General features: G+C 66.0%; 22 protein-coding genes and 1 riboswitch. Of the genes, 11 read left to right on the top strand and 11 right to left on the bottom strand.

The window, feature by feature from the left end:
• The first annotated feature begins 167 nt into the window (after positions 1-167).
• The 3 genes from CCR94_RS13000 (at position 168) to cbpB (ending at position 3,000) form a co-directional block, all read left to right on the top strand.
• Positions 168-1,154, top strand: coding sequence for a cation diffusion facilitator family transporter (locus CCR94_RS13000; RefSeq protein ID WP_104508273.1), 987 nt, complete (start codon positions 168-170; stop codon positions 1,152-1,154).
• Positions 1,155-1,192: 38 nt separating this feature from the next.
• Positions 1,193-1,389: riboswitch (cobalamin riboswitch) on the top strand.
• A gap of 79 nt (positions 1,390-1,468) precedes the next feature.
• Complete coding sequence (cbpA, locus tag CCR94_RS12995; RefSeq protein ID WP_104508272.1) at positions 1,469-1,606, top strand: modified peptide precursor CbpA; 138 nt, start codon at positions 1,469-1,471, stop codon at positions 1,604-1,606.
• Positions 1,603-3,000 (top strand): peptide-modifying radical SAM enzyme CbpB, encoded by a 1,398-nt coding sequence (gene cbpB / locus CCR94_RS12990; RefSeq protein WP_206605833.1) that lies wholly within the window; start codon positions 1,603-1,605, stop codon positions 2,998-3,000. Before cbpA ends, cbpB begins: the two co-directional genes overlap by 4 nt.
• Positions 3,001-3,045: 45 nt before the next feature.
• Here cbpB and cowN read toward each other — a convergent pair whose 3' ends face one another.
• The 3 genes from cowN to serB all read right to left on the bottom strand — a co-directional run bounded on the left by cowN (position 3,046) and on the right by serB (position 5,136).
• Positions 3,046-3,342, bottom strand: a complete 297-nt coding sequence (gene cowN, locus CCR94_RS12985; RefSeq protein ID WP_104508358.1) for a N(2)-fixation sustaining protein CowN — start codon at positions 3,340-3,342, stop codon at positions 3,046-3,048.
• A 122-nt stretch (positions 3,343-3,464) separates the two neighbouring features.
• Positions 3,465-4,196: a PAS domain-containing transcriptional regulator gene (locus tag CCR94_RS12980; protein ID WP_104508271.1), complete on the bottom strand. Its 732-nt coding sequence runs from the start codon at positions 4,194-4,196 to the stop codon at positions 3,465-3,467.
• 7 nt (positions 4,197-4,203) lie between these two features.
• Positions 4,204-5,136, bottom strand: coding sequence for a phosphoserine phosphatase SerB (serB, locus tag CCR94_RS12975; RefSeq protein ID WP_104508270.1), 933 nt, complete (start codon positions 5,134-5,136; stop codon positions 4,204-4,206).
• Here serB and miaA point away from each other — a divergent pair.
• Both miaA and CCR94_RS12965 read left to right on the top strand, forming a co-directional pair.
• Positions 5,128-6,045, top strand: coding sequence for a tRNA (adenosine(37)-N6)-dimethylallyltransferase MiaA (gene miaA / locus CCR94_RS12970; protein ID WP_104508269.1), 918 nt, complete (start codon positions 5,128-5,130; stop codon positions 6,043-6,045). The genes serB and miaA overlap by 9 nt on opposite strands.
• 124 nt (positions 6,046-6,169) lie before the next feature.
• Positions 6,170-7,330, top strand: coding sequence for a lysozyme inhibitor LprI family protein (locus CCR94_RS12965; RefSeq protein ID WP_104508268.1), 1,161 nt, complete (start codon positions 6,170-6,172; stop codon positions 7,328-7,330).
• 113 nt (positions 7,331-7,443) lie between these two features.
• On the opposite strand, the gene CCR94_RS12960 is transcribed toward CCR94_RS12965, so the two are convergent.
• Complete coding sequence (locus CCR94_RS12960) at positions 7,444-7,926, bottom strand: YcgN family cysteine cluster protein (protein WP_170068949.1); 483 nt, start codon at positions 7,924-7,926, stop codon at positions 7,444-7,446.
• 215 nt (positions 7,927-8,141) lie between these two features.
• Here CCR94_RS12960 and CCR94_RS12955 point away from each other — a divergent pair, with 215 nt between their 5' ends.
• Genes CCR94_RS12955 through CCR94_RS12945 form a run of 3 tightly spaced genes read left to right on the top strand, consistent with a single transcriptional unit; the run spans position 8,142 to position 14,461 of the window.
• Positions 8,142-10,361: a transglycosylase domain-containing protein gene (locus CCR94_RS12955; RefSeq protein ID WP_244594056.1), complete on the top strand. Its 2,220-nt coding sequence runs from the start codon at positions 8,142-8,144 to the stop codon at positions 10,359-10,361.
• Between the two features lie 18 nt (positions 10,362-10,379).
• A complete protein-coding gene (locus CCR94_RS12950) occupies positions 10,380-13,802 on the top strand; it encodes a PAS domain-containing sensor histidine kinase (protein ID WP_104508266.1) in 3,423 nt (1,140 codons plus the stop codon).
• A complete protein-coding gene (locus tag CCR94_RS12945; protein WP_104508265.1) occupies positions 13,799-14,461 on the top strand; it encodes a response regulator transcription factor in 663 nt (220 codons plus the stop codon). The genes CCR94_RS12950 and CCR94_RS12945 overlap by 4 nt, the downstream gene beginning before the upstream one ends.
• On the opposite strand, the gene murJ is transcribed toward CCR94_RS12945, so the two are convergent.
• Both murJ and CCR94_RS12935 read right to left on the bottom strand, forming a co-directional pair.
• Positions 14,415-15,971, bottom strand: a complete 1,557-nt coding sequence (gene murJ, locus CCR94_RS12940; RefSeq protein ID WP_104508264.1) for a murein biosynthesis integral membrane protein MurJ — start codon at positions 15,969-15,971, stop codon at positions 14,415-14,417. The two genes, CCR94_RS12945 and murJ, sit on opposite strands and share 47 nt — an antisense overlap.
• 52 nt (positions 15,972-16,023) lie before the next feature.
• The gene (locus tag CCR94_RS12935) at positions 16,024-17,037 is read right to left on the bottom strand and encodes a glycosyltransferase family 2 protein (protein WP_104508263.1); all 1,014 of its coding nucleotides are present in this window, start codon (positions 17,035-17,037) and stop codon (positions 16,024-16,026) included.
• A 101-nt stretch (positions 17,038-17,138) separates the two neighbouring features.
• Between CCR94_RS12935 and CCR94_RS12930 the strand changes: the two genes are divergently transcribed.
• Positions 17,139-17,990 (top strand): ChbG/HpnK family deacetylase, encoded by an 852-nt coding sequence (locus CCR94_RS12930; RefSeq protein WP_104508262.1) that lies wholly within the window; start codon positions 17,139-17,141, stop codon positions 17,988-17,990.
• A gap of 297 nt (positions 17,991-18,287) precedes the next feature.
• Entirely contained in the window at positions 18,288-20,003 is a 1,716-nt protein-coding gene (locus tag CCR94_RS12925; RefSeq protein ID WP_158254748.1) for a methyl-accepting chemotaxis protein, read from the top strand.
• Between the two features lie 72 nt (positions 20,004-20,075).
• On the opposite strand, the gene CCR94_RS12920 is transcribed toward CCR94_RS12925, so the two are convergent.
• The 4 genes from CCR94_RS12920 to meaB are packed head-to-tail and all read right to left on the bottom strand — an operon-like array spanning position 20,076 to position 22,872.
• Positions 20,076-20,570 carry a copper chaperone PCu(A)C gene (locus CCR94_RS12920; RefSeq protein WP_158254747.1) on the bottom strand — a complete coding sequence of 165 codons (495 nt, stop codon included), beginning with the start codon at positions 20,568-20,570 and terminating at the stop codon, positions 20,076-20,078.
• Between the two features lie 10 nt (positions 20,571-20,580).
• Positions 20,581-21,279 (bottom strand): TerC family protein, encoded by a 699-nt coding sequence (locus CCR94_RS12915; protein WP_104508259.1) that lies wholly within the window; start codon positions 21,277-21,279, stop codon positions 20,581-20,583.
• Positions 21,280-21,304: 25 nt separating this feature from the next.
• On the bottom strand, positions 21,305-21,883 hold the full coding sequence (locus CCR94_RS12910) for a pyroglutamyl-peptidase I family protein (RefSeq protein ID WP_104508258.1): 579 nt from the start codon (positions 21,881-21,883) through the stop codon (positions 21,305-21,307).
• A complete protein-coding gene (meaB, locus tag CCR94_RS12905) occupies positions 21,880-22,872 on the bottom strand; it encodes a methylmalonyl Co-A mutase-associated GTPase MeaB (RefSeq protein WP_104508257.1) in 993 nt (330 codons plus the stop codon). The genes CCR94_RS12910 and meaB overlap by 4 nt, the downstream gene beginning before the upstream one ends.
• A 245-nt stretch (positions 22,873-23,117) precedes the next feature.
• Here meaB and CCR94_RS12900 point away from each other — a divergent pair, with 245 nt between their 5' ends.
• The gene (locus CCR94_RS12900; protein ID WP_146089991.1) at positions 23,118-23,480 is read left to right on the top strand and encodes a hypothetical protein; all 363 of its coding nucleotides are present in this window, start codon (positions 23,118-23,120) and stop codon (positions 23,478-23,480) included.
• 72 nt (positions 23,481-23,552) lie between these two features.
• Here CCR94_RS12900 and CCR94_RS12895 read toward each other — a convergent pair whose 3' ends face one another.
• A complete protein-coding gene (locus CCR94_RS12895; protein WP_158254746.1) occupies positions 23,553-24,170 on the bottom strand; it encodes an outer membrane protein in 618 nt (205 codons plus the stop codon).
• Positions 24,171-24,266: the final 96 nt, after the last annotated feature.

Genomic DNA, 24,266 nt, shown 5'->3' with positions numbered 1-24,266 from the left:
TGACGGCGCCAGCCAGCTTTGCAGCTAGCTGATAATCGAAATCCGGCAAAGATTTTTTGGCGGCGTCATGGCCGGCAACATGCGGGTTTCGTCGCATGGCGTCAAGAGCGCATAAACTTGCTTCCGATCAAGAGACGTTTAGATTGCCGGCAATAGCCGGAGACGTCATGGCCCACGCGCACGAACACACCCACGAACATGATCACGACCACGATCACGACGCCCAAGACCATGATCACGACCACGACCACGACCATGATCATGGCCACGCGCACGCTCCGAAAAATTTCGGCCGGGCCTTCGCCCTGGGCATAGGGCTGAACAGCGCCTTCGTGATTATCGAGGCCGCCAGCGGCTTTTTCGCCAATTCCATGTCGCTGCTGGCCGACGCCGGGCACAATCTCGGCGACGTGCTCGGCCTCGTCGTCGCCTGGATCGCCAGCGAACTGGTCAAAAGGGCGCCGAGTCCGCGCTTCACCTATGGCCTGCGCGGCTCCTCCATTCTCGCCGCTTTGTTCAACGCCGTGTTCCTGCTGGTGGCCGTGGGCGCCATCGCCTGGGAGGCGGTGTGGCGGCTCGGCGCGCCCCAGCCGGTGCAGGGCGGCGTGGTGATGGCGGTCGCCGCCGCCGGCATCGTCGTCAACGGGTTTACGGCCTGGCTGTTCGCCTCGGGCGGCAAGACCGACATCAATGTGCGCGGCGCCTTTTTGCATATGGCCTCCGACGCCCTGGTTTCCGCCGGCGTGGTCGTCGCCGGTCTGGTCATCGCGTTCACCGGCGCGCTCTGGCTCGACCCGGTGGTGAGTCTCGTCATCAGCGGACTCATCATCTGGGGCACATGGCGGCTGCTGATCGAATCGCTGGGCATGTCGCTGGCCGCCGTGCCGCCGCGGATCGATCCCGACAAGGTGCGCGCCTTGCTGTGCGGCCGTCCCGGCGTGGCGGCGCTGCACGACCTGCATATCTGGCCGATGAGCACGACCCATGTGGCGCTGACCTGCCATCTGGTGATGCCCTCGGGCCATCCCGGCGACGCCTTTCTGCACGAACTCGCCGAAGATTTGGCGCATGATTTCGGCATCGAGCATGCGACCGTACAGATCGAGGTCGATCCCTCGTCTGCCTGCGTTCTCGCGCCGGATGAGGTGGTGTGATCGAGGGCGCGATATCTTGACAGCGGCGCGGATCGGTTTTAATCCGCGCTCCATCCAGTATCCCGGAACGCGGTGAAATTCCGCGGCGGTCCCGCCGCTGTAATCGGGGACGTCGGAGACAAGGCGATCGCCATTTTGGCGAAAGCCAGCCACTGGCGGGGTCCACCCCGCTGGGAAGGCCGTCTGCGGCGGACGATCCGAGAGCCAGAAGACCTGCTGGATCTGATTCACGAGGGGCGAAATCCGATGGAAAGGATTTCGGCGAGGCTTCGCGCTGCGCCGACGTCCTTCATTGTGCATCGGAGTAGATCGTGATGACATCGCCCAGCAACAAGCCCAACGAAACCTCGGACAAGACTCGCCCGGCGGTGATCGCCATCCGCAAGACCTGCAATGCGGAAGGCACGGGCCTGTCGCATTACGTCCTCATGGACAAGCAGGTGAAGCGTTGAGCGCGATTTCCCCGCGCTCTGTCGTGGAGGGCTCCGAAAGGAGCCCTCTTTCGCCCCTGCAACCGTTCGAGATCGACCATCCCACCCATATCGCCCTGGTCGAGCCGGACACCGCGTTCTGGGGGCTGGTGCGCAAGGACAATCTGGACCAGGCCCTTTCGGGCGGGATTTTGCGCGACACATTGCGCGAAAAGGGCGCCGATTTCGCGCGCGAAATGGAGATGCTGCGGTTCCATCTCAAACCGTCGGCGGTCTATTTCAACGCCACCGAGCGCTGCAACCTCAACTGCTCCTATTGCTACATTCCCGGCGAAATGCGCAAGCGCGGCAAGCAGATGGACACGCGCGAACTGCTCGACGCGCTGGAGCGGCTGCACAGCTATTTTCGCGGCCACATGCCGGAGGATCGCTTGCCGCAGGTGATCTTCCACGGCGCCGAACCCATGCTGGCGCGCGAGGCCATTTTCGCCGGCATCGACGCCTTCCGCGACAAATTCCGCTTCGGCGTCCAGACCAACGCCACCCTGCTCGACGAGGCGGCGGTGAAATTCCTGACCGAGCGGGGCGTCGGCATCGGCCTGTCGCTGGACGGGCCGGTCGCCGATATCGCCAACCGGACGCGCAAGCGCTGGAGCGGCGAGGGCGTGTTCGATCATGTCGTGCGCGCCATGAAAATGCTCGACGGTTATCCCGGCTACAACGTCATCTGCACGATGACTTCGGAGAACCTGCCCTACCTGACGGAACTGGTGGAGTTTTTCCACGAGAACCGCGTGCCCGCCTGCATGCTCAACGTCACCCGCTGCACCATGCCGGGCGCGCGCGCCGTCAATGGCGGCGAAGCGGATGTGGCCAAGGCATTCATCGCGGCCTTGGAGCGCACGCATGAGCTTTACCGGGAGACCGGCAGAAAACTGGTGGTGGCCAATTTCGCCAACATCCTGATCGCCATTCAGGCGCCGACGGCGCGGCGGCTGATGTGCGACATTTCGCCTTGCGGCGGCGGCCGCAGCTTTTTCGCCCTCGCGCCCGGCGGCGATCTGTTTCCGTGCAGCGAGTTCATCGGCCTGCCCGCCTTCGCCGGCGGCAATCTGTTCCGGGACGAGATCGCGGACGTGCTCGAAAGCGACCCGTTCCGGCTGGTGATCGGCCGCAAGGTCGAGGACATCGCGGAATGCGACACCTGCGCCATCCGCCATTTCTGCGGCTCGCCCTGTCCGGCGGAAGCCCATGAGATGAACGGCGGCATGAAGCAGAAGGGCGCGTTCTGCGACTTCTACAAGGAACAGACGCGCTACGCGCTGCGCCTCATCGCCGACGGGCGTCACAATGATTTTCTTTGGGACGGCTGGGACGAAGGCGCGGAAACGACCTGCGAGATCGGCGCGGCGTAAACCGCCGGGCGGCGAAGGCGTCCGCGCCGTCGCCGCCTTTTTTTGCTAAAAGCACTCTTCCTCAAGCTTCTTCAAATCCTTCAGCGCCTGTTCGTCGTCATGGTCCTCGAAAAGCTCGACCATGTAATAGACGTGCGAATGAAGCAGCAGCAGCTTGTCGGTGATGGAGTTCTTGCCCGCCTCGATCGCGGCAAGGCGGGTCTTGAAGCGGTCCCAGAAGGCGTTGCCGGTCTCGGGATTGTCGATGTAGCGGCGCAGGTGGGTGAGAACGCACGCCATATTGCCTTCGAAATCGATGTCGAGAAAGCTGACATAGCGGTCGGGCTGGGCGGCGGCGTTCATGGGCGGCTCCGGGGAATTGGACTTCGCGCCAGTGAACGCGAGCTTGTCAGACGGCGCAACGGCCAACACGCGACCGGCGGCGCCCTTGCACGAACGGTCGTTTGCCCGAATAAACGGCAAGCCTAAAAAGCCAGCAGTTTCCTCAGGCGCTCGACTTGCCGGCGTCCGACCGGAATCCGCGTCGCCCCCTTGTCCGCCATACGCAGGAACCAGGCGCCGTCGAGGCGCTCGGCGGCGCGCACGTGGCTGAGGTTGACGATGTGGCGGCGATGCACCCGCACGAACAGCGCCGGGTCGAGCCGCGCTTCCAGCGCCGCCAGCGCGCGCGGGCAGAAGGCGGTGAAATCCAGCGTGAGGGCCTCCGAATAATGGCCCTGCGCGGAAAGGACCGCGACCTGGTCGATGTCGATCAGCGCGGTGACGTCGCCCATGCCCTTCTGGATCGGCAGTTTCACCAGATAGGACTCGGGTTCGGCCTCCGGCTCCGGGGAGGCGGCGAGATCGCCGAGCATGAAGAACATCAACAGCGTGGCGGCGTCGTCCGGCCCCGGCCCCGGACCCGTCGCCAGCGCGATGGCGCGGGCCAACAGGTTGCCCATGCGGGTGGCGACCAGCATCGAGGCGCCCAGCGGAGAATCGCTGGCGCTGGCGATCAGCCCGCCGACCTTGAGCCGCGCCTCCGGCGGGTGAAGGTCCAAAATATCGACGCCGAAGATTTTTCCGCCCTCGGCGCCCAGCAGCTTTTGCACCGCGCCGCTGGCGGCGAGCACACGGCGCTGTCGGTCGAGCATGACCGCGCCCAGCGGCAGGCGTTGCAGGCGGTACTCGAACGTCTGCCCTTCGTTGCCCGCCATGGCGCTGTCAGCTCACGAATTCGTCGAGCCGATAGCCTTGCGCGAACAGGAGCGCGGTGAGGTCGGAATGTTCGATGCGGGCGTGGGCCGCGCTCGCCACCGCCGGCTTGGCGCGATAGGCGACGCCAAATCCCGCCGCTTCCAGCATGTCGAGATCGTTGGCGCCGTCGCCCACCGCCAGGGTTTCGCTCGGCGCCAGCTCATGCAGCGCGGTCAGTTCCTTCAGCGCCGCGAGCTTGGCGGCCTTGCCGAGCACCGGCTCCTCGACCTCGCCCAAAAATTTGCCGTCCTCGACCTTCAGGATATTGGCGCGGTTTTCCTGAAAGCCGAGCTTTTCCGCTATGACCGAGGTGAAGACGGTGAAGCCGCCGGACACCAGCGCGGCATAGGCGCCGTTGGCGCGCATGGTCATCACCAGTTCGCGCCCGCCGGGGGTGAGCGTAATGCGGTTGGCTATGGCCTCGTCCACCACGGCGGCGTCGAGGCCCCGCAGCAGCGCCACGCGCGCGCGCAAAGCCGGCGCGAAGGCGATTTCGCCGCGCATGGCGCGTTCGGTGATCTCGGAGACTTGCGCCTTGAGGCCGACGAAATCGGCGAGTTCGTCGATGCATTCCTGGCCGATCATGGTCGAATCCATGTCGGCGAGAAACAGTTTCTTGCGGCGGCCCGCCAGCGGCTGCACGAAAATATCGACCGGCGCGCCGCTCAGCGCCATGCGCAGCACGTCGGCGGCCGCGCGGCAATAGCCGGTGTCGGCGAAGGAGCCGTCGGCGGGATTGCCATGGGCGGCGCCCGGTGCGAAAGGAATATCCGCCGCGCGACCCGGCGCGAGACTTTCCGCCTCGCCCGCGCCCGGCAGGCGGCGCGCGGCCGCCGCGAGCAGATCGGGGCTGATCGTCTGGGCGTCGGCGGCGCCGACCAGAGTCGCGACATGGGTCATAAGGTGTTGAACGCTTTCAAACTCAAGAGTCCCAACTTGCAGGCGGCGCTCATCGCGGGTCCGACCGCCAGCGGCAAGACGGCGCTGGCCGCCGAACTCGCGGAAAAATTAGGCGCCGCCGCGATCAACGCCGATTCGATGCAAGTTTACGCCGATCTGCCCGTCCTTTCAGCGCAGCCGACCGCGGCGGAACAAGCCGCCGCGCCGCATATGCTTTTCGGACATATCGGAGCGGAACGCAATTATTCCGTCGGCCAATGGCTTTTTGACGCGCGCGCCGCGTTCGCCGCCTGTGTCGCGGAAAACCGCCTGCCCGTGTTTGTCGGGGGAACCGGCCTCTATTTCAAGGCTTTGCTTCAGGGCCTGTCCGACATCCCCGCCGTACCGCCGGAGGTTCGCGCGCGGGTGCGGGCGGACTGCGAGGGCGTGGCGCCCGCCGATTTGCACGCGCGTTTGTCGCGGGTGGACCCGGAGACGGCGGCGCGGCTGCGCCCGACCGATCCGCAGCGGCTGATCCGGGCGCTGGAAATTTTCGAGGCGTTCCAGACGCCGCTGGCGCGCTTGCAAGGGGCGCGACAGCCGCCGCTGCTGGACGCGGCGCGCTGCCAATGCGTGTTTCTGGCGCCGGAGCGTCCGGTTTTGAATGCGCGCATCGACGCCCGATTCGACCGGATGATCGCGGCCGGCGCGGTTGAGGAGGTTATCCGCTTGCGCGCGCGCGGCCTTGATCGCGCTTTGCCCGCCTTGCGCGCGGTGGGCGTGCCCGGCTTGCTGGATTTTCTCGACGGGGTGTGTTCGCTGGACGAGGCTGTCGCGCGTGGAAAACGCGACAGCCGGCAATATGCCAAGCGGCAAGTCACGTTTGCGCGGACACAATTGCCGGAGTTTGAATGGGTTGCGGTGGCGTGAAGCGCGCCTGTCCGGTCAGTCCGCGCGCCGGCCGCACGAACAGATTGGACGGCGCCTGCGATCTGCTTTACCGCTCAAGGCCCCCGCGTTAGCGCGCCAGTGAAGGCTGGAGCTTGGAGCCTAAGTGAAACGATACTTTTTCCTTTTCGTCGCGGCGCTTGCGGCTCTCGCTTTTTCCTCGCTCCGTGCGGCGCAAGCCCAGGCTCCGACGCCGGCGGAGCCCAGCTTTTCCTGCGCCAAGCCGCAAGGCCCGATTGAAGCGGCGATTTGCGCGAGTCCGACCCTGTCCGCCGCCGACAGGCAATTGGCGGAATTATACGCGGCGGCTGGCGTCAGCGCCTTCGGCGCCGGCCCTTCAAATGAGTTGGCGTTTCAACGCGAAGCGCTCAATGACATGCGCGGCTGCGCCAAACCGGGCGGCAAGGAAACCATCGCCGCTTGTCTCGCCGACCAATATGCGCGGCGCAACAGCGCTCTTGCTCTTGCGACCCTGATGGATTCACCCGATCGGGCCTTGTCGGTGATCCGCAAGACCGACCCGGCCTACGCGCCCGTCGCGGAGGCGGTTCAGGTCTGGGCGTCGGAACCGAGGGATGCGGACTGGGCAAGTCCCGACCGCGCCCAAAAACGGGCGCGTATTCTCGAACGGCTCCGCCCCTTCATGACGGACCTGTTGACGAAGGACGATCAGTCGTATGGACGAGACATCCTCACGACCGCCTCGGGCGACGCCATCGCGGTCAAACGCATCGAGGACGTCTTCATCTCGGAACGTCATTTTGCGACTTTTCTCAACATATTGGGTCCGTATCTGACCGACGAGGCCTGGCCTGGGCGCAATCCTTCCGCACGCCGTTCATTGCCCTGCGCCGCGATCGTCCGCCATCCCGCGCTGTTGGCGGCGACGGACGCGGTGTTCGGTTCAACGATGGACAATTTCGTCCTGGACACGGATTGCGCCGAGACCTTGCCTCCGACCCCCGCCGTTGACGCGCTGAGCGCAAAATTGAACAAGGCTTGGCCCAACTGCGACGGGACGATTCGTTTCGCCGCCTATCGCATGTTTGAATCCGCTCTGAATGCGGCCCGGTTGGGCGTCGTCAAACATGACCTGAAGGCCGCCGCTCCGCGTCGTCGTGGCGTCGCCGCGACGGACATGCAAGCCGCCCGGACTGAACTGACGGCCTATTACGTCGCCTATCTCGGCAAGGACCGCGCGACAGCCGCCGGGATGGCCACCGATGCTGTGAACGCGATTCTCTCAAGCGCGCAGCAGTGCGAATGACACGTCAGCAACGGGAGAGGCCGCCGTTGCGCCGCATCACCCCCCGGAACCGGCCTCCACCAAGACGTCCGGCGCTTGACCGGATCGGCGCGGCATGACAGCGCCGGCTGCGTTCACTTCTGCTTCGCGGCCTTTGGAACTTTTCCAGGCCAACTGACCACGCGGTCGATCTGTTCGTCGATGGAGAGGTCGTCCTCCAGCGCGGAAACGCGGCCGATCACCGAGACGCCGGCCTCGATCACGCTGTCCGGGCGGCCGCTCACCAGCGGGTGCCAGCGCGGCAGGTCCTTGCCTTTTGCGATCAGGCGGTAGGCGCAGGTTGGCGGCAGCCAGTCCAGCGCGCCGGCGCTGTCGGGGTCGAGGCGGATGCAGTCCTTGACCCGGCGCGAGCGGTGGCCGTAATCGGAGCAGCGCGCCGTCTTGGCGTCGAGCAGCCGGCAGCCGACGTCGGTGAAGAAGATTTCCCCGGTGTCCTCCTCCTCCAGCTTGACCAGACAGCAGCGGCCGCAGCCGTCGCACAGGCTCTCCCACTCGGATCGGGACAGCTCCGCCAGAGTCCGGTCGAGCCAGAATTTCTCGCCCTTGCGCGCCAAAATTTCCCCTATTGTCTCAGATTGACACGCCGCGACTGGCGCGGGCCTTGCGCCGCGCGCCGTGGCGACGCCGAAATGCGCCGCCGTGGGGCGCGCGTCAAGCGACTTGGGAAAAGGTCGCGCGCATCAAGCGCCTTAAATGAGTCTCGCGCTCGTCAAGCGCCTTAAAAAAGTGTTAAGAAGCACCCCGCGCCCCCATGGCGCCGATGAGGTTTGCATTGCGTTTCAATCGGGATACGTCCGCCCTGTTGCGCCGGGTGCGCCACGCTCTGCTGGCCACGGATTCCTGGATCGATTCGTTTATCTATTCGGCCCAGACCGAAGCCGGCGAATTGTGGCGCGATTTTTCCGGCTTCATGGAGAATTTTCACGTGCGCGGCGTGTCGCGCCTTGCGAGCGAGGCGGCGGGCGAGGCGATGACGCTTGGCGTGTTCGGCGGCATGGTGCTGGTGGTGCTGGCGCAGCCCGCCTTCAAACTGACCGCCGGCGACGACTGGATGAAAAAGACCGATGTCGCCATCACGTTTCAGGACCGGTTCGGCGCCGAGGTGGGGCGGCGCGGCATTCTCCACGACGACGCCGTGGCGCTCGACCAGTACCCGGATTATGTGATCCAGGCGGTGCTGGCGACCGAGGACCGGCGCTTTTTCGACCATTGGGGCGTCGATCCCATCGGGCTTGCCCGCGCGCTCACCGTCAACGCGCGCTCGTCGGGCGTGGTGCAGGGCGGATCGACCCTGACCCAGCAATTGGCGAAAAACCTGTTCCTGTCCAACGAGCGCACCGTCACCCGCAAGATCAACGAGGCGTTTCTGTCGTTCTGGCTGGAAAGCCACATGACCAAGCGCCAGATTTTGCAGCTTTATCTCGACCGCGCCTATATGGGCGGCGGCGCCTTCGGCATCCAGGCCGCCGCGCAGTTCTATTTCGGCCGCTCGATCAAGGATGTCTCCCTGGCGCAGGCCGCCATGCTCGCCGGCCTGTTCAAGGCGCCGACCAAATTCGCCCCGCATGTCAACCTGCCGGCGGCCCGCGCCCGCGCCAACGACGTGCTGAGCAATCTCGTCACCGCCGGCTACATGAGCGAGAACCAGGTCGCCGACGCCCGGCGCACTCCGGCCGCTTCGGTCGAGCGCAGCGATCTGAAGACGCCGCCCGACTGGTATCTCGACTGGGCCTTCAACGAGATCAAGGCGCTGGTTGATGCCGGCAAGCTCGGCTCCGACCGCGTCTTCACCGTGCGTCTCGCGCTGGATTCGGCCTTGCAGAAGAAGGCGGAGACCACCATCGACGCCATGCTGCGCGAGAGCGGCAAGACCTATAACGTCCACCAGGGCGCGACCATCATCCTCGAACCGACCGGGGCGGTGCGGGCGCTGGTCGGCGGGCGCGACTATGGCGCCAGCCAGTTCAACCGCGCCGTGGACGCGCGGCGCCAGCCCGGTTCGTCGTTCAAGCCCTACGTCTATCTGACCGCGCTGATGTCGGGCAAATTCACGCCGCAGACCACCGTGGTCGATGCGCCGATCTGCCTCGGCAACTGGTGCCCGAAGAATTATGGCGGCTCCTATTCCGGCTCGATGCCGATGTGGAACGCGCTGGCGCATTCGCTCAACACGGTGGCGGTGCGGCTGTCTGTCGCGATCGGCGACGGCGACGCCAAGCGCGGCCGGCAAAAAATCATCGCCACGGCGCGGCGCCTCGGCGTCACCGCGCCGCTGCCCGACACGCAATCGCTGCCGCTGGGCGCCGACGACGTCAGCGTGATGGACCAGGCCACCGCCTATGCCGCCTTCGCCAATGGCGGCAAGAGGATAAAACCTTTCGCCGCGCTGGAGATTTCCAACAGCCGGGGCGAATTGATCTACAGCCACGATCGCGACGGCGAACAGCCGCAGCAGGTGGTCGAACAGCGCTTCATCGAAATGCTCGACTTCATGATGACGCAAGTGGTGGAGCAGGGCACGGCGCGCCGCGCCATGCTCGACGGCGTCAAGGTGGCCGGCAAGACCGGCACCACCAACGATTACAAGGATGCGTGGTTCTGCGGCTTTTCCGGCAATTTCGTCGGCGCCGTCTGGTATGGCAATGACGACGACCAGTCGATGGAGCGGCTGACCGGCGGCACGCTGCCGGCGGCGACCTGGCATGACATCATGCAATTCGCCCATAGCGGCGTCGATCTGAAACCGCTGCCGGGCGGAACCCTGGTCGCCGAACGCGGTCCGCTGGCGGTCGTCGGCGGCGATGTCAACGCCCCCGTCAAGCGGCCGGACCAGTTGACCCACAAGGCCGCCGAAACGCTCGGCGGCATCGAGGTGCTGATGAAATCGGCCCATGCGCGCCGGGCGAGCCTGGAGCTGAGGCCGCGAGCCGTGGCGACGACCGACGCGGCCGAGCGCGGCGGTGGAGACGGCGCGATCGTCGAACTGCGCTGACCGTCGAGGACTCCAACCATGCGCTTGGCGCCAGGGCTTTTGAACCGTTTGCTGCGGCGCCTGTTTCCCGCAAAAAACCAGCCCGACGCCGGAGCCGCGCGCGACCGGTCCAAGAGCGACCGGTCCAAGAGCGACCGAGCAGAGGGCGACCGTACAGAGGCCGACTGGCTGCGGTTCGCCCTTGAGGCGGGCGCGATCGGGATCGGCGCGTTCGATTTCGAGTCGGGCGCGGTCACGGCCAGCGAACAATGGCGGGAGATCTGGGGCCTGGGCTCCGCCGACGCCGTGACGACCGACAGCGTCGACGCCATGGTGTTCGAGGACGACAGGGCTGCGCGCGCGCAAGCGCAGGCGCGCGCGCTCGACCCGCATGGCTCCGGCCTCTACGAGGCGCGGTTCCGCATTCGCCGCCACAATGACGGCGCGTTGCGCTGGGTCAAGTCGCGCGGCGCGGTCTATTTCAAGCAGGGCGTTCCCGTCCGCATGCTCGGCGTCACCCGCGACATCACCGATGAAATGGAGGTCGCCGCCGCGCTCGAGGAAAAAGCGACGCTGGCGGAACAGGCCCGCCTGCGCGCCGACGAACGCGGGCTGGAGCAGCAGCGCCTCGCCCTGGCGCTTGAGGCCGGCGCCATCGGCGCGTTCGAGGCCGATCTTGTCGCCAACCAAATCCACCTCAGCGACAAATTGCGGGACATCTGGGGTTGGACAAGCGAAACGCCGGTGAAGGCCGGCGTCCTCGACACCCTGGTTGTCGAGGAGGACCAGGCGGCGCGGAACGAGGCGTTGGCGCGCGCGGGCAATGGGCGCTACCGCGCGCGGTTCCGCATCCGTCGCGCCAACGACGGCGCCTTGCGCTGGATCGACACGCGCGGACAGGTGCAATTCGATGGCGGCGCGCCGGTTCGCGTGCTCGGAGTCACCCGCGACGTCACCGACGAGGTCGAAGCGGCGGCCGCGCTCGAGGAGAAGGCGCGGCTGGCGGAACAGGCCCGCCTCCGGGCCGAGGAACTCGCGCTGGAGCAGCAGCGCCTCGCCCTGGCGCTGGAAGCCGGCGCCATCGGCACGTTCGAGATCGACCTTGTCGATGACGACATGCGCCTCAGCGAAAAAAACCATGAAATCTGGGGCTGGACCGGCGAACTGCCCGAAAAGCTCGCCATGCTGGATGCTCTGATTGTCGAGGAGGATCTCGCGGCGCTTCATGAGGCGCGGGCGCGCGCATTAAGTGGAGATGGGCTGTTCCGCTCGCGGTTTCGCATTCGCCGCGCCAATGATGGGGCGTTGCGCCATGTCGACACGCGCGCGCGGGTCTGTTTCGATGGCGACAGGCCGGTTCGCGTGTTCGGGGTCGCGCGCGACGTCACCGACGACATGGAGGCTGCCGCCGCGCTCGAAGAGAAGGCGCGGCTGGCGGAACAGGACCGCGCCCGAGCCGAGCAACTCGCGCTGGAGCAGCAGCGCCTGAAATTGGCGCTGGAAGCCGGCGCCATCGGCCTGTTCGAGGTCGATCTGCCCGATGGAGCGCCTGTCGTCAACGAGAAGTGGTTTGAAATCATGGGCTTCGCCCCAGGCGCGCGCGTCACGGCCCGAAACGTCGACGCACTGGTGCTTGAGGAAGACCGGCCGAACCGCCGGGCGGCGCACCTCCGGGCGGCCGAACCGGCCTCATCGGGATATTTCGCCTGCCGATACCGCATTCATCGCGCCGGCGACGGGGCGCTGCGCTGGATCGACGCCCGGGGGCGGATGTATTTCAAGGATGGCGCGCCGGTCCATGTGCGCGGCGTCCACCGCGACGTCACCGACGAGGTCGAAGCCGCCGCCGCGCTCAAGGAAAAGGCGGGGCTCGCCGAGCGGCTGACCCTGCTGGCCGAGGCCCTGCCGGGGGCGATCTATACCTATGTGCGGACGGCGGACGGACACCGCTCCTTCTCCTACGCCTCGCCCAATGTCGAGAGGCTGCTGGGTTTCAGTCCCGCCGTCTGCCAACGCGATCTGACCGTCGTCGTCGAGCGCATCCATCCCGAGGACGTCGCGCGCATGATCGCGGCGGATGAGTCCTCGGCGCGCGAACCCGTCCCTTGGCGTGTGGTGTTTCGTTACAATCACCCGCAACGCGGCGCGGTCTGGATCGAGGGCGACGGCAAGCCCGTGTGGCGCGACGACGGCGTCACGGTCTGGCACGGTTATTTGCAGGATGTCACCGCGCGCAAGACCGCCACCCGCGCCCTGGCCGAAAGCGAGGCGCATGTGCGCGCGCTCAAGGACGAGCGCCTGACCGCGCTGGAAGAAAAGGCGCGGCTGGCGGAGCAATTGACCCTGCTGGCCAGCGCCCTGCCCGGCGCGATCTATACGTTCGCCATTCGACCCGACGGCGCCGGTTATCTCCCCTATGCCGCGCCCCAGATCGAGACCCTGCTCGGCTTCGGCCCGGACATGCTCAGCCGCGATGTCGGCGCGGCGGCGGCGCGCGTTCATCGCGACGATATGTCCGACATAAGGGCGTCGATCGCCGAATCCGCCCGGAGCAAGACGCTCTGGCAGGCCAAGTGTCGCTACGATCACCCGAAAAGAGGCGAGATCTGGCTTGAAGCCCATGCGCGGCCCGCTCGCCGCGACGACGGCGCGATGGTCTGGCATGGCTATCTCAATGACGTGACCGCGCGCGAGACCGCCGCCCACGCCCTGGCCGACAGCGAGGCGCGTGTTCGCGCGCTAAGAGACGAGCGATTGGCCGCGCTGGAAAGAATCGCCGCGCGCCTCGCCCATGAAGTCAACCAGCCGCTCGCCGCCGGGGCGACCCTGCTGGCCGTCGCCCGCCGCCGGCTGGCGCCCGCGCGCCAGAACGGCGTCGATCTGGAGGGGACGGCGCAGGCTCTGGACAAAGCCGCCAGCCAGATGTTGCGCGCCGGCCAGATCGTTTCGCGGGTGCGCGAATTCTCGCGCCATGGCGAGCCCGACAAGACGTTCCGCGGGCTGCACGACACCATCCGCGAGGCGATCGCGAGCGTCGAGGCCGATGCGAGCTTCGCGGGACTTGAGATCAAGACAAGACTCGAAGCCGCCCGCGACGCCGTGCTGATCGACCGCACCCAGATCGCGGAGGTTCTGGTCAACCTGCTCCGCAACGCCTGGCAGGCCTCCTTGCCGGCGGGGTCGCGCGTCGTCGTGGTCGCCAGCCGAAATGACGACAAGAACATTATTACATCTGTCATTGATTGTGGATCGGGACTGTCGGAAGATGCATGGCGCCATTTGTTTGAACTGTTCTGGACGACCAAGGGTTCCGGCATGGGCGTGGGTCTCGCCATGTCCAAGGCGATCGTCGAGGCTCATTATGGAAAAATATGGCCGGAAAACGGTCCCGCGGAGGAAACGGTGCTCAACTTCAGCTTGCCCCTTGTTGACAAGGACGACATCAGCGGGAAACAGGAATGAACGGGGTCGCGCCCGCGGTTTACATCGTCGATGACGATCAGGCGGTCCGAGAGTCCCTGACCCTTCTGATGGAAACGGAAGGATTGCTGGCGCGGGCCTTCGCCTCGGCGCAAGAGTTTCTCGCCGCCGGGCCGGAAACATGGCGTGGCTGCCTGGTGACGGATATCCGCATGGGCGAGATGTCCGGCATGGAGTTGCTGACGCGGGTCAAGCAAGCGGCGCCGCAGCTTCCGGTGGTGATGATCACCGCTTACGGCGACGTCGCCCTGGCGGTGGAGGCGATGAAGCTCGGCGCGCGCGATTTCCTGGAAAAGCCCTATTCGGAGGGGGATTTCATCGCAGCGGTGCGCGGCGCGCTCGACGAGGCCGCCGACGCCGAAGCGCGCGCCGCCGACAGGCTGGAAATGGGCCGCCGTTTCCAGACGCTGACATCCGCCGAGCGGCGCGTGCTGGTCGGCCTGCTCGAAGGCAAGCTCAACAAGACCGCCGCCTTTGAAATGAGCGTCAGCCTGCGGACGGTGGAGGCCTTGCGCGCCAGCGTCATGGCCAAGCTCGGGGCCGATTGCCTGTCCGATCTGGTGCGCGCGACCATGCGCGCCGGCATCGACAAGATCATTTCCGGCGCATCGAACGAGACAGGCCCATCGCCGCCGCGGTGACGCCGAGCGCGCGCGCCCCCGCGAGCAGGGCCGCGCCATAGGCCAGCGCCCCGAGCAGGCCAAGTCCGGCCAGGGCGGCGAGCAGGCCGGGAACGCCGCCAAGGACGCGCGCCAAGGACAGGAACGGACCCTGTAGCCACAGCGCGACATTGGCGAGGATGACGCCGGCGGTCGCCGTGGCCAGCAGGATGGAGCGGAACGTCTGGTCCGGCTGGAACAGGAAGCGGCGCATCGCCAGAACGGCCAGCAGCGCCACATTGATCCAGGCGTTGACGGACGTCGCCACGGCGATGCCGACGGCGCCGAGCGACTTGTAGAGTACGATTTTCAGCAGCAGATTGACGGCCAGCGCGCCGAGGGCGACATACATCGGCGTCTTGGTGTCGCCCATGGCCTGGAAGCCCGAGCGCAGAGCGTTGATCGCCACCATGGCCAGCAGCCCCGCGCCATAGGCGCGCAGCACGGCGGCGGTCGCCAGCGAATCCTCGACGTGGAAGCGCCCGTGCTCGAACAGGGCGCGCACGACGAAGTCCGGGATCACCATGAAGGCGATCACGAAAGGCGCGGTCAGGGCGAGGCTCATCGCCAGCGTGCGGTTTTGCGCGGTGAACGCCCCTTCCCAGTCCTCGCGGGCGAAACAGCGGCTCATTTCCGGCAGCAGCACCGTGCCCGCCGCCACGCCGACCAGGCCGATCGGCAATTGGTAGAGCCGCTCGGCGTAATAGAGCGACGACAGGCCGCCGGTTTGCAGCAGCGAACCGATGATCGTGTCGGCGAACATGGCGATCTGCAAGCCCGACGAGCCGATCACCGCCGGCCCGAACATGCGGAAGAAGGCGCTGACGTCCGCGCCCCAGCCGGGCCGCGCGATTTTTTCCAGCACGCCATGTTTGCGGGCGGCGACGACGAGCAAGGCGAGTTGCGCCACGCCGGACGCGGTGACGCCGGTCGCCGCCGCATAGGCCGCGCTGGGGAAAAGGAAGCTCAGGGCCAAAAAGGCGATGGTCACGACATTGAGCAGCACCGGCGCGAAGGCGCCGACGGCGAAGGCGCCGTGGGCGTTGAGCGTCGCCGTGTGCATGGTGACCAGGGTGACGCACAACAAATAGGGAAAGGTGATGCGGGTCAGCGTCACGGCAAGCGCGAATTTTTCCGGATCGGCGGAAAAACCGGGCGCCAGCAGATCGACGAAAGCCGGCATGAACAGCCAGCCCAGCGCCAGGATCACCACCTGCGACAGCAGCAGCAGCGTGAAAATCTGGTTGGCGAAATTCCTCGCGCGCGACTCGCCCTCCTGTTCAAGGACGCGCAGATAGGTCGGCACATAGGCGGCGTTGAAGGCGCCCTCGCCAAAAATGGCGCGGAAATGATTGGGCAGTCTTTGGGCGACGGCGAAGGCGTCCATCATCATGCCGGCGCCGAGCACCCCGCTCAGGACGACGTCGCGCAGGAATCCGGTCAGCCGCGAAAGCAGAGTGAGACCGCTGACCGAAAGGAAGTTCTTGTACATCGGGCTCCGGGCGGTGCGGGTGGGCTCGTCAAAAGCAATAGATCAAGCTTGATTAAAATTTCGCCTGTTCGGTCCGGGCGGACAGACCGGCGGTCGGCGCGGCGGGCGCCGCCCCGACTCGCTGTGTCCCGACCCGCTCTTGCACCAGATAGAGCGGACGGCCCTTCACTTCGGCGAAGACGCGGCCGATATATTCGCCGAGCACGCCGAGCGAAATCAACTGCACCCCCGCGAAGAAGGTGATGGAGACGACCAGGGTGGCGAAGCCGGGCGCGGACACGCCAAAAATCAGCGTTTCCAGCACGTAATACAGGGCGTTGGCGAGCGCGAAGGCGGCGATGGCCATGCCGATATAGGTCCAGACCTTCAGCGGCGCCGTGCTGAAGGAGACCAGGCCGTCCAGGGCGAAACGGGTGAGTTTTCTGTAAGAAAATTTCGATTGGCCGGCGTTGCGCTCGGCGACGTCGAACGGCACGCCAATGCTCTTGAAACCGATCCAGGCGTACAGGCCCTTGGAGAAGCGCGCCTGTTCGCGCAGGGTTTTCAGCGCGTCGAGCGCGACGCGGTCGAGCAGGCGGAAATCGCCGGCGCCCTCGGGCAGGCCGATCTCGCCAAAGGCGGCGAACAACCGATAAAAGTGGCCGGTGAGCCATTTGCGCGCCGCCGAATCGGTCTCGCGCGAGCGGCGCACGCCAAAAATATTCTGGTAGCCCTCGCGCCATTTTTCCACGAACAGGGCGATGGCTTCGGGCGGATGCTGGAGATCGGCGTCCATGATCACCGCGCCCTTGCCGCGCGCCGCATCGACGCCGGCCGCTATCGCGATCTCCTTGCCGAAATTGCGCGAAAACGAGACGGCGGTGACGCGGGGATCGGCGGCGTTGAGGGCGCGCGCCACCTCCATGGTGCTGTCGCTGGAGCCGTCGTCGACCAGGACGATCTCGAAACTTTTTACGCAGGCGAGCGCGGGAATCAGGCGCTCCACCAACGGGCGCAGATTGTCGCCCTCGTTGAAGACGGGAATGATCACCGAAAGCTCGGGCGTTTCGTCCGTTTGATTCGACATATGTCCCGTCCCAAGCGCGGCCGATGATCCGCAGGTCTAGTTTGCCCGACAAAAATGCGCAAGAAAGGGGCGGATTTTCGACCTGCCGGAAAGGCCGCCGCATGACCTTCGCCTTCACCCTCTGCGCCGACGATTTCGCGCTCTCGCCCGCCGTGACCGCCGGCATTCTCGAAGCCTTGGCCGCCGGGCGACTCAGCGCGACCTGCGCCATGACCACGCGGCCCGGCTGGCCGGAGGCGGCGCGGGCTTTTCGCGACCAGGCGGATAACGCCGACCTCGGCCTGCACTTCAACCTGACCCTGGGCGGCCCTTTGGGCGCCATGCCGCGCTTCGCCCCCTCCGGCGCGTTTCCGGCCATGAACGCCATCGTGCCCGCCGCCTGGCGGGGCGCGCTGCCGCTCGAGGAAATCCGCGACGAATTGCGCCGGCAACTCGACGCTTTTGAGCAGGCCCACGGCTCAGGCCCCGATTTTGTCGATGGCCATCAGCATGTGCAGGGTCTGCCCGGAATCGCCGAAACCCTGCTGGCCGAGCTTTCCGCGCGAGGGCTCGCCGGCAAATGCTGGCTGCGCGATTCGGCCGACCGGCCCAAACGGATTTTTTCACGCGGAAAGCATTGGGGCAAGGCGCTCACCGTGGCCGGGCTGGCGCGCGGGTTCCGCGCCAAGGCCAGGGCGGCTGGCTTTGCGCTGAACGATGGGTTTTCCGGCTTTTCCGATTTCGACGCCGGCGCCGATTATGGAGCGGATTTCGCCAGCTATCTGTTGGCGCCCGGCGCAAGACAGCTCGTCATGTGCCATCCCGGACATATTGACGCAGAGCTGGCGCGGCTCGACCCCGTCACCGCCTCGCGCGAGAAAGAACTGGCTTTCCTGCTGTCGCCGCGTTTTGCGGAAGTCACGGACTTGGCGGGGGCGCGGCTGGCGCGGCTTGACGCCCCGCGCGCCGCCTGAGCGGGATTGCCGAGGAGCGGTCGCCGGTTCTCGGCTAAAAATCCTGCTTGAACAAAGGACGCAACCCATGATCGGCGTCATCTTCCCGACGCCTGCCGGCAACTCTTTTCGAAACGTCAAGAAGTCCAACGCATTAGGTTTATTTAAAAGATATTTAGGGTTGCGGTGGCATAACCGGACGCATTCGGGTTTTCACGGCGCGACGATGTAGCCGCCCAATATGCTCCGACCCTCCATGCCGCTATGATGGCGGCGTCCGGTCTTCAAGAACAAGAAGCTAGGAACCGGGACGCCACCATGTTCGCCGCCATAGCCAACCTCCGTATTTTCACGAAAATATCGCTTGGCATCGCCGGAGTCCTCGGCTTGCTCGCCGCGGCCTCGACCTGGAATTACGTGTCGATGTCCCGTATCGACGCCTTGTTCGCCGAATACCGCGACAAGGCGGACGTGATGACGCTGGCCGACAAGCTGCTCCAGGACATGACGTCTTACGGCTTCGTCGCCCAGACCTATGCGCGCACCGGCGACGAGGCGTTGATGGACAAGTCGTCCGAGATCGGCGGCGTCGTCAACGAAGACGTAGCGACCTTGCGTAAGGCGATCCACAAGGCCGACAGGATTCCTCTCCTCGACCGGGCCGACCAGAAGAACCAGGAACTGGCGCAGAAAGTGTCGGATATTTTTGAATTGCGCGGGGCCGCGGCCGACGGTCATCAAAGCGAGACTGTCGGCGGCGCGGCGATGGGCAATCCAATTGAAAATCTCGCGGCCGATATCGCCCGTCAAAGCGATGAACTGGGCGCCGACGCTTCGGCCCTGGTCGCGGGTCTGCGCGCCGACGAGGTCGAGATCACGCGGAGCACCGGCGAGCTGATAGACGCCGCCTTGCGCAACATCCTGCTTGCCCTGGGCCTGGGCATCGGCGGCGGCCTGGCGATCGCCTATGGCGTTGGACGCACGATTTCCAAGCCAATCAATGCGATGACCGCCGTCATGGAGCTGCTCGCCAACGGCAAGAGCATCGCGGCCATTCCCTACGCCGAGCGCACCGACGAGGTCGGCAAGATGGCGCGCGCCGTCGCTGTGTTCGAACAAAATCTCGAAGAGAACGCCAAGCTCCGTCAGGACGCCCTCGACAAGGAAGCCCAGTCGCGGCAGGCGCAGCGCGCTCAGACCATCGCGCTCAGCGATCACTTCGAACAGGCCGTCGGCGGCGTCATCGCCAGCATCGGCACGGCGGCGGAACAGCTCAGCGCTTCCGTCGAAGCGCTCTCGCACGCCATGGAAGACAGCGCGGCGCAGGCCACCTCCGTCACCTCCGCCACCCAGGCCGCGGCCGCCAAGGTCAACGCCATGGCGGCGGCTTCCGAACAATTGAGCGCGTCCATCGCGGAAATCGCGCAACAATTCGCCCAGACGCAGGTCGCCTCCGCCGCAGCCGCCCAGGAAGCGGAGCAAAGCAAGACACAATTCGACGCGATGAGCCTCGCCGCCGACCAGATTGGCGGCGCCACCCGCCTCATCAACTCAATCGCGCAACAGACCAACATGCTGGCGCTGAACGCCACCATCGAAGCGGCGCGCGCGGGCGACGCCGGCCGAGGCTTCGCTGTCGTGGCCCAGGAGGTCAAGGCGCTCGCGACCCAGACCGGAGACGCGACGGAATCGATTGGCCATCAAATGCTCGCCGTGCAGCAGGCGACCCAGACCGCAACCCGCTCGATTTGCGCCATCGCCGAGACGACGGAGGTCGCCAACCGCCTGTCCGCAAGCATCGCCGCGGTCGTCGAACAACAAAGCGCCGCCACGCAGGAAATCGCCGCCAATGCGTCGCAGACTTCACTCGATGTCCGCGCCATCGCCGTCAACATCACCAGCGTCCAGGAAGCGACGACCACGTCACGGGACGCCTGCGGGCGCTTGCGCTCCGCCGCCGGAGCCCTGGCGGAGCAAGCCGATCACCTGAGGCAGGAAATGCATTCCGTGCTTCAGCACTTGCGCGCCGCATAGCGCATGATCCCAAAAAGTGGACACCGGTTTTTGGGATCATGCGAAAACAAAGAGTTTAGCGCGCGGCGCGCGTCAGCGTTTTTCCTTCGCCGCCGGTTTCGTCGCGGCCGGCGGGTTGGCGGGGCCTTGCGCGCCAAAGCCTTCCACTTGCAAATCGGCGCCGACATCGCCCGCCTTGGCGAAATGCAGCGTCACATGCACGGTTTCGCCGGGCAGGAGGGCCGATTTCAGGCCGATGAGCATGACGTGATAGCCGCCCGGCTTGAGCTCCAGGCGCTTGCCGGCCTTGATCTCGACGCCCTTGGGGACGGCGCGCATGGTCATGACCCCGTCCTGCTCGCGGGATTCGTGGATCTCGGCGCGGTCGGCGCGGTCGCTGGCGGCGCCTGTAAATGTGTCGGTCGCGCCGGTCTCGTTGTCGATGGTCATGTAGCCGACGCCGACGCTGGCGCCGCGCACCGTGGCGCGAGACCAGGCTCCCGTGACCTCGATTCCCTCGGCCAGCGCCGGAGCGGCGGCGAAAGCCAGCAAAGCGGAGCCAATAACAATTATTTGCATACGGGACATGGGGGCCTCCTCATTGCTCATGGTTTTCGTCCGGCAATGGCCGGAAATGCCGGCGCCGGAGCGTGACGTAAACGACGAGAAGCGCAAGCGCCGCGCCGATCGGCGGCGCGAAATCGCGCATCAGGTCCGGCGGCATGGGGGTTAACGCGACAAAGGCGTCGGCGGCGGCGGACTGCCCGGCCAGCCAGCCGAGCAGCAGCGCGCCGACCCAGATCAGCGGCGGCTTGCGCAACAGGCCGACGAAGGGCGCGGCGCCCAGCGCGAGCATGGGCAGCGACATCCCCAGCCCCAGCCCGGCCAAAACGTGATGGCCTTGCGCCGCCGCCTGCACCGCCAGCATGTTGGTGAGCGCGGCCGGCGCGTCCTGCGCCACAACCGCCAGCAGCAGCGTCGAAAGGGCGCGGGTGGGCGATTTGAGGACGACCTGCCCGTCCTCGCCGCGCCGGGCGGAGAGCCAGGCGGCGAAAATCAGCGCCGCCGCGCCAAAGAAGCCAAAGCCCGGCAGGTCGGCGCAGGCGAACGCCGCGAACAGGACCGCCGCGCGTGAAACCATCAGCAGGAGGCCGCCGAGATTGAGGCCGAGGCGGCGCTGCGCGTGCGGCAGGGAGCGGGTCGCCACGGCGAGCACCATGGCGCCGTCGCCCGCCAGCAGCAGATTGAGCCAGACGACTTCGATCGCCGCTGTCGTGAGCGCCAGATTGCCGTCCATCGCCAGCCCCCGTTTCGTCTCAGCTTTACGCCAAGACGAGCGTCTTGGCCACGCTTTCGAGCGCGGGAATCGCCCGCGCCAGGGTAAAACCCCGCCAAGCCGGGAGATGGACGAAGACGGCGCGGCGATCCATCAGCAGCGCGAGATAATAGGCTTCGTTGCAGAGATAGGCGCCGGCGTCGCCGGAAGTTTGCGCGACGACGCCGCACGCGCGCGCCTTGGCGGCCAGCAGCGCCGCCGGGGCCGGGGTGACGAAAAATTCCGGCGCGCCGTGGACGATGTCCCGGCTCCATGGGATTTGCTTGGCCGCGTCCGGGCGCAATTGCGTGATGCGATTGCGCGCCCGCGTCTCGATGGAAAGTTTTGTGCGCCGCGCCGCGACGCCGAGCAGCAGCACGGCGTCGGGCGCGGTCTCGGCGAAGGCCTTGCACAGGCGGCGCGACAATTCGAGATGCTCGACCGGCAGGATTTCAACGCGCAGGTCGATTCCCGACAGAGCAAAGGCCGCGCGCCGCCGCGCCAGGGCGGACGCCGCCTGTTGCGCGGGATTGACCCGCTGGCCGGGAAAGGCGCCGAAGCCGACGACGAGCAGGGAGCGCGTCATAATCCCAGCAGCGCGGCGATATCCTCGACCGCGAGCGTGGGCGAGAGCGCGCCCTCGGCCACACGCCGTTCGAGTTCGGGCAGGCGCGCCTTGACCTTCGGATCCTTGCGCAACCGGGAATGCAGGCGCTCCTCCAGCATGGTCCACATCCATTTGACCTGTTGCGCCCGACGCTTTTGCGCGAATTCGCCGGACGCCTCGAACAGGCGGCGATGCTCCACGACCTGCGCCCACATCTCGTCGAGGCCGATATTGTCGAGGCCGGAAATCAGCACGACCGGCGGCGACCAGTTCGGCGAGGCCGCCTGCATGATGTGCAGGGCGGCGCGATATTCGCCGGCCGCGGCCACCGCGCGCTTGCGGCCCTCGCCTTCGGATTTGTTGACGGCGATCATGTCGGCGATTTCCAGCACGCCCTTCTTGATGCCCTGCAATTCGTCGCCGGCGCCCGGCAGCATCAGGACGAGAAAGAAATCGGTCATATCGGCGACCGTCGTTTCGGATTGCCCGATGCCGACGGTCTCGACGATCACCACATCGAAACCGGCGGCTTCGCACAGCAGCATGGTCTCGCGGGTTTTGGCCGCGACGCCGCCGAGCGTGCCGGAGGACGGCGAGGGCCGGATGAAGGCGTTGCGCTCCGGCGAAAGCTTGGCCATGCGGGTCTTGTCGCCGAGGATCGAACCGCCGGTGCGGGTCGAGGACGGATCGACCGCGAGCACCGCGACCTTTTGGCCCGATTGCACCAGATTGTGGCCGAGCGTGTCGATGGTGGTGGATTTGCCCACGCCGGGCACGCCGGTGATGCCGACGCGCATGGCCCCGCCGGTGTAGGGCAGCAGCTCTTGCACCAGTTCTCTCGCCTGTGTCTGGTGATCGGGCTTGACGCTTTCGACCAGCGTGATGGCGCGCGCCAGCGCGGCGCGGTCACCGCCGCGCAGTTTTTCGGCGAGGACGGCAATGTCGATGGAGCGGGGATGAGCGATCATGGCGCTTCTATAGGCGGGCTGGAAAAAGGAGGAAAGCGCGACTTGCGGCGGCGGGACGGGGGCGGTGTCGCAAGACGAAAGTCTCTATTGACGCGGACTCGAAGTTCATTTCAAATTCCGGCCGCGAGATTTGGCGCAGTGTGGCGAAATGCCGCTGTTTGCCACGCAGGTCAGATGTGCGTCAATTACGCAGGTCAGCTTCTTTGCTTTGCGCTAGACAAAAGTCTAGCCCAATGGAGAAGCTCATGCGCCGCCTTATCCTTACGACCATGCTCGCTCTCGCAGCCCTTCCCGCCTATGCTGGCCCGAAGTTCAAGAACGCCATCGTCGGCTCGGAACCCGCTCTGCTGTGCCCGTCCCGGACGCTGATCCTGAACTATCAGCTCAACCGACTGAACGACCCCGTCAAGGCGGAAGCCTCGCGCGTCCATTGCGCGCAACTGCCGGCGGGCGCCAAGGTCGCCCTGATCTACCAGTATGGCGACGAGATCGCGGGCGCCCACATGGTTCAGGTTCGCCCGCTGAACAAGCCGGACGCCAAGATCGGCTTCACGCTGACCAGTGCGTTCTCGATCGCGCAGGAAGTCGCGCGCGCCAACGCGGAATAAGCGTTCCCTGTCACAATGAGAAGGAGCTGGCGCCCGAGGGCGGCGGCTCCTTTTTTTGCGAAACCTTTCGACTCAGGGCAGCGCGCCGGGCTGGGGAACCAGCGGCGCGCCGAAGCCATTGCCGTGAACCTGCACGGCGTTGATTTCGGCGCCGATGTGCAGGTGCTCGTTGACTTCGTAATTGAAACCCGCCCCGACCTTGGTGAGGGTTGTGGAGTTCCCGCCCAGCCCGAACGTGTTGTTGGCGCTGTCGAGGCCCTGCCAACCGCGCCCGTTGGTGGTGGCGCTGAGCGTTCCGACGCCGACGGTGACATAGGGCATGAAGCGGCCCATGTCATAGCCGACCTTCAGATCGGCCATGCCGAAATTATAGCCTTTCGGACCAAAACTGCTGAAGGACGGCGTGTAGCCCATGGCGGCGCCGACGCCGACCACGACATTGTTGTCGAGTTCCTTGAGATAGCCGATATGCAGGTCGCCGCCGAAGCCGCCGCGCCCATGCCTGCCCCCGCCCGAGCCGGCGAAAACCTCCGTGCCCATGGTCAGGCCTTCCCAACGACGGGCGTTGTCGTCGCGGCTGTCCCAGGGCGTCTTGGCGGAGAGCGCCGCGTCATTGGCGAAAAACGGCAGCACTTCCTCCGCCTGAACGGACGTGGACAGCAACAGAACGAGCAGTGCGGCGAATCTCATCAAAGCCTCGTTAACGTCGGCGCGAGTGTATTCGCCAAACAATCCGGCGGCAACAAGGCCGCGCCGCGCAACCGGGCTTGAATGGCGCGCGGCCGA

This window comes from Rhodoblastus sphagnicola, assembly GCF_002937075.1.
In the GTDB taxonomy this organism is placed as follows: domain Bacteria; phylum Pseudomonadota; class Alphaproteobacteria; order Rhizobiales; family Beijerinckiaceae; genus Rhodoblastus; species Rhodoblastus sphagnicola.
The sequence above is the reverse complement of the archived record's forward strand: the minus strand, read 5'-3'. Positions and strand labels throughout refer to the sequence as shown.

Excerpts from the sequence above, each read along its gene's own strand:
- CCR94_RS12920 (WP_158254747.1), bottom strand. The coding sequence starts at position 20,570 with ATGTCCCGTATGCAAATAATTGTTATTGGCTCCGCTTTGCTGGCTTTC.
- CCR94_RS12930 (WP_104508262.1), top strand. The coding sequence starts at position 17,139 with ATGACCTTCGCCTTCACCCTCTGCGCCGACGATTTCGCGCTCTCGCCC.
- miaA (WP_104508269.1), top strand. The coding sequence starts at position 5,128 with ATGGGTCATAAGGTGTTGAACGCTTTCAAACTCAAGAGTCCCAACTTG.
- serB (WP_104508270.1), bottom strand. The coding sequence starts at position 5,136 with ATGACCCATGTCGCGACTCTGGTCGGCGCCGCCGACGCCCAGACGATC.
- CCR94_RS12895 (WP_158254746.1), bottom strand. The coding sequence starts at position 24,170 with ATGAGATTCGCCGCACTGCTCGTTCTGTTGCTGTCCACGTCCGTTCAG.
- murJ (WP_104508264.1), bottom strand. The coding sequence starts at position 15,971 with ATGTACAAGAACTTCCTTTCGGTCAGCGGTCTCACTCTGCTTTCGCGG.
- CCR94_RS13000 (WP_104508273.1), top strand. The coding sequence starts at position 168 with ATGGCCCACGCGCACGAACACACCCACGAACATGATCACGACCACGAT.
- CCR94_RS12950 (WP_104508266.1), top strand. The coding sequence starts at position 10,380 with ATGCGCTTGGCGCCAGGGCTTTTGAACCGTTTGCTGCGGCGCCTGTTT.
- CCR94_RS12900 (WP_146089991.1), top strand. The coding sequence starts at position 23,118 with ATGCGCCGCCTTATCCTTACGACCATGCTCGCTCTCGCAGCCCTTCCC.
- CCR94_RS12925 (WP_158254748.1), top strand. The coding sequence starts at position 18,288 with ATGTTCGCCGCCATAGCCAACCTCCGTATTTTCACGAAAATATCGCTT.
- CCR94_RS12915 (WP_104508259.1), bottom strand. The coding sequence starts at position 21,279 with ATGGACGGCAATCTGGCGCTCACGACAGCGGCGATCGAAGTCGTCTGG.
- CCR94_RS12945 (WP_104508265.1), top strand. The coding sequence starts at position 13,799 with ATGAACGGGGTCGCGCCCGCGGTTTACATCGTCGATGACGATCAGGCG.
- cbpA (WP_104508272.1), top strand. The coding sequence starts at position 1,469 with ATGACATCGCCCAGCAACAAGCCCAACGAAACCTCGGACAAGACTCGC.
- meaB (WP_104508257.1), bottom strand. The coding sequence starts at position 22,872 with ATGATCGCTCATCCCCGCTCCATCGACATTGCCGTCCTCGCCGAAAAA.
- CCR94_RS12910 (WP_104508258.1), bottom strand. The coding sequence starts at position 21,883 with ATGACGCGCTCCCTGCTCGTCGTCGGCTTCGGCGCCTTTCCCGGCCAG.
- CCR94_RS12935 (WP_104508263.1), bottom strand. The coding sequence starts at position 17,037 with ATGTCGAATCAAACGGACGAAACGCCCGAGCTTTCGGTGATCATTCCC.
- cowN (WP_104508358.1), bottom strand. The coding sequence starts at position 3,342 with ATGAACGCCGCCGCCCAGCCCGACCGCTATGTCAGCTTTCTCGACATC.
- CCR94_RS12980 (WP_104508271.1), bottom strand. The coding sequence starts at position 4,196 with ATGGCGGGCAACGAAGGGCAGACGTTCGAGTACCGCCTGCAACGCCTG.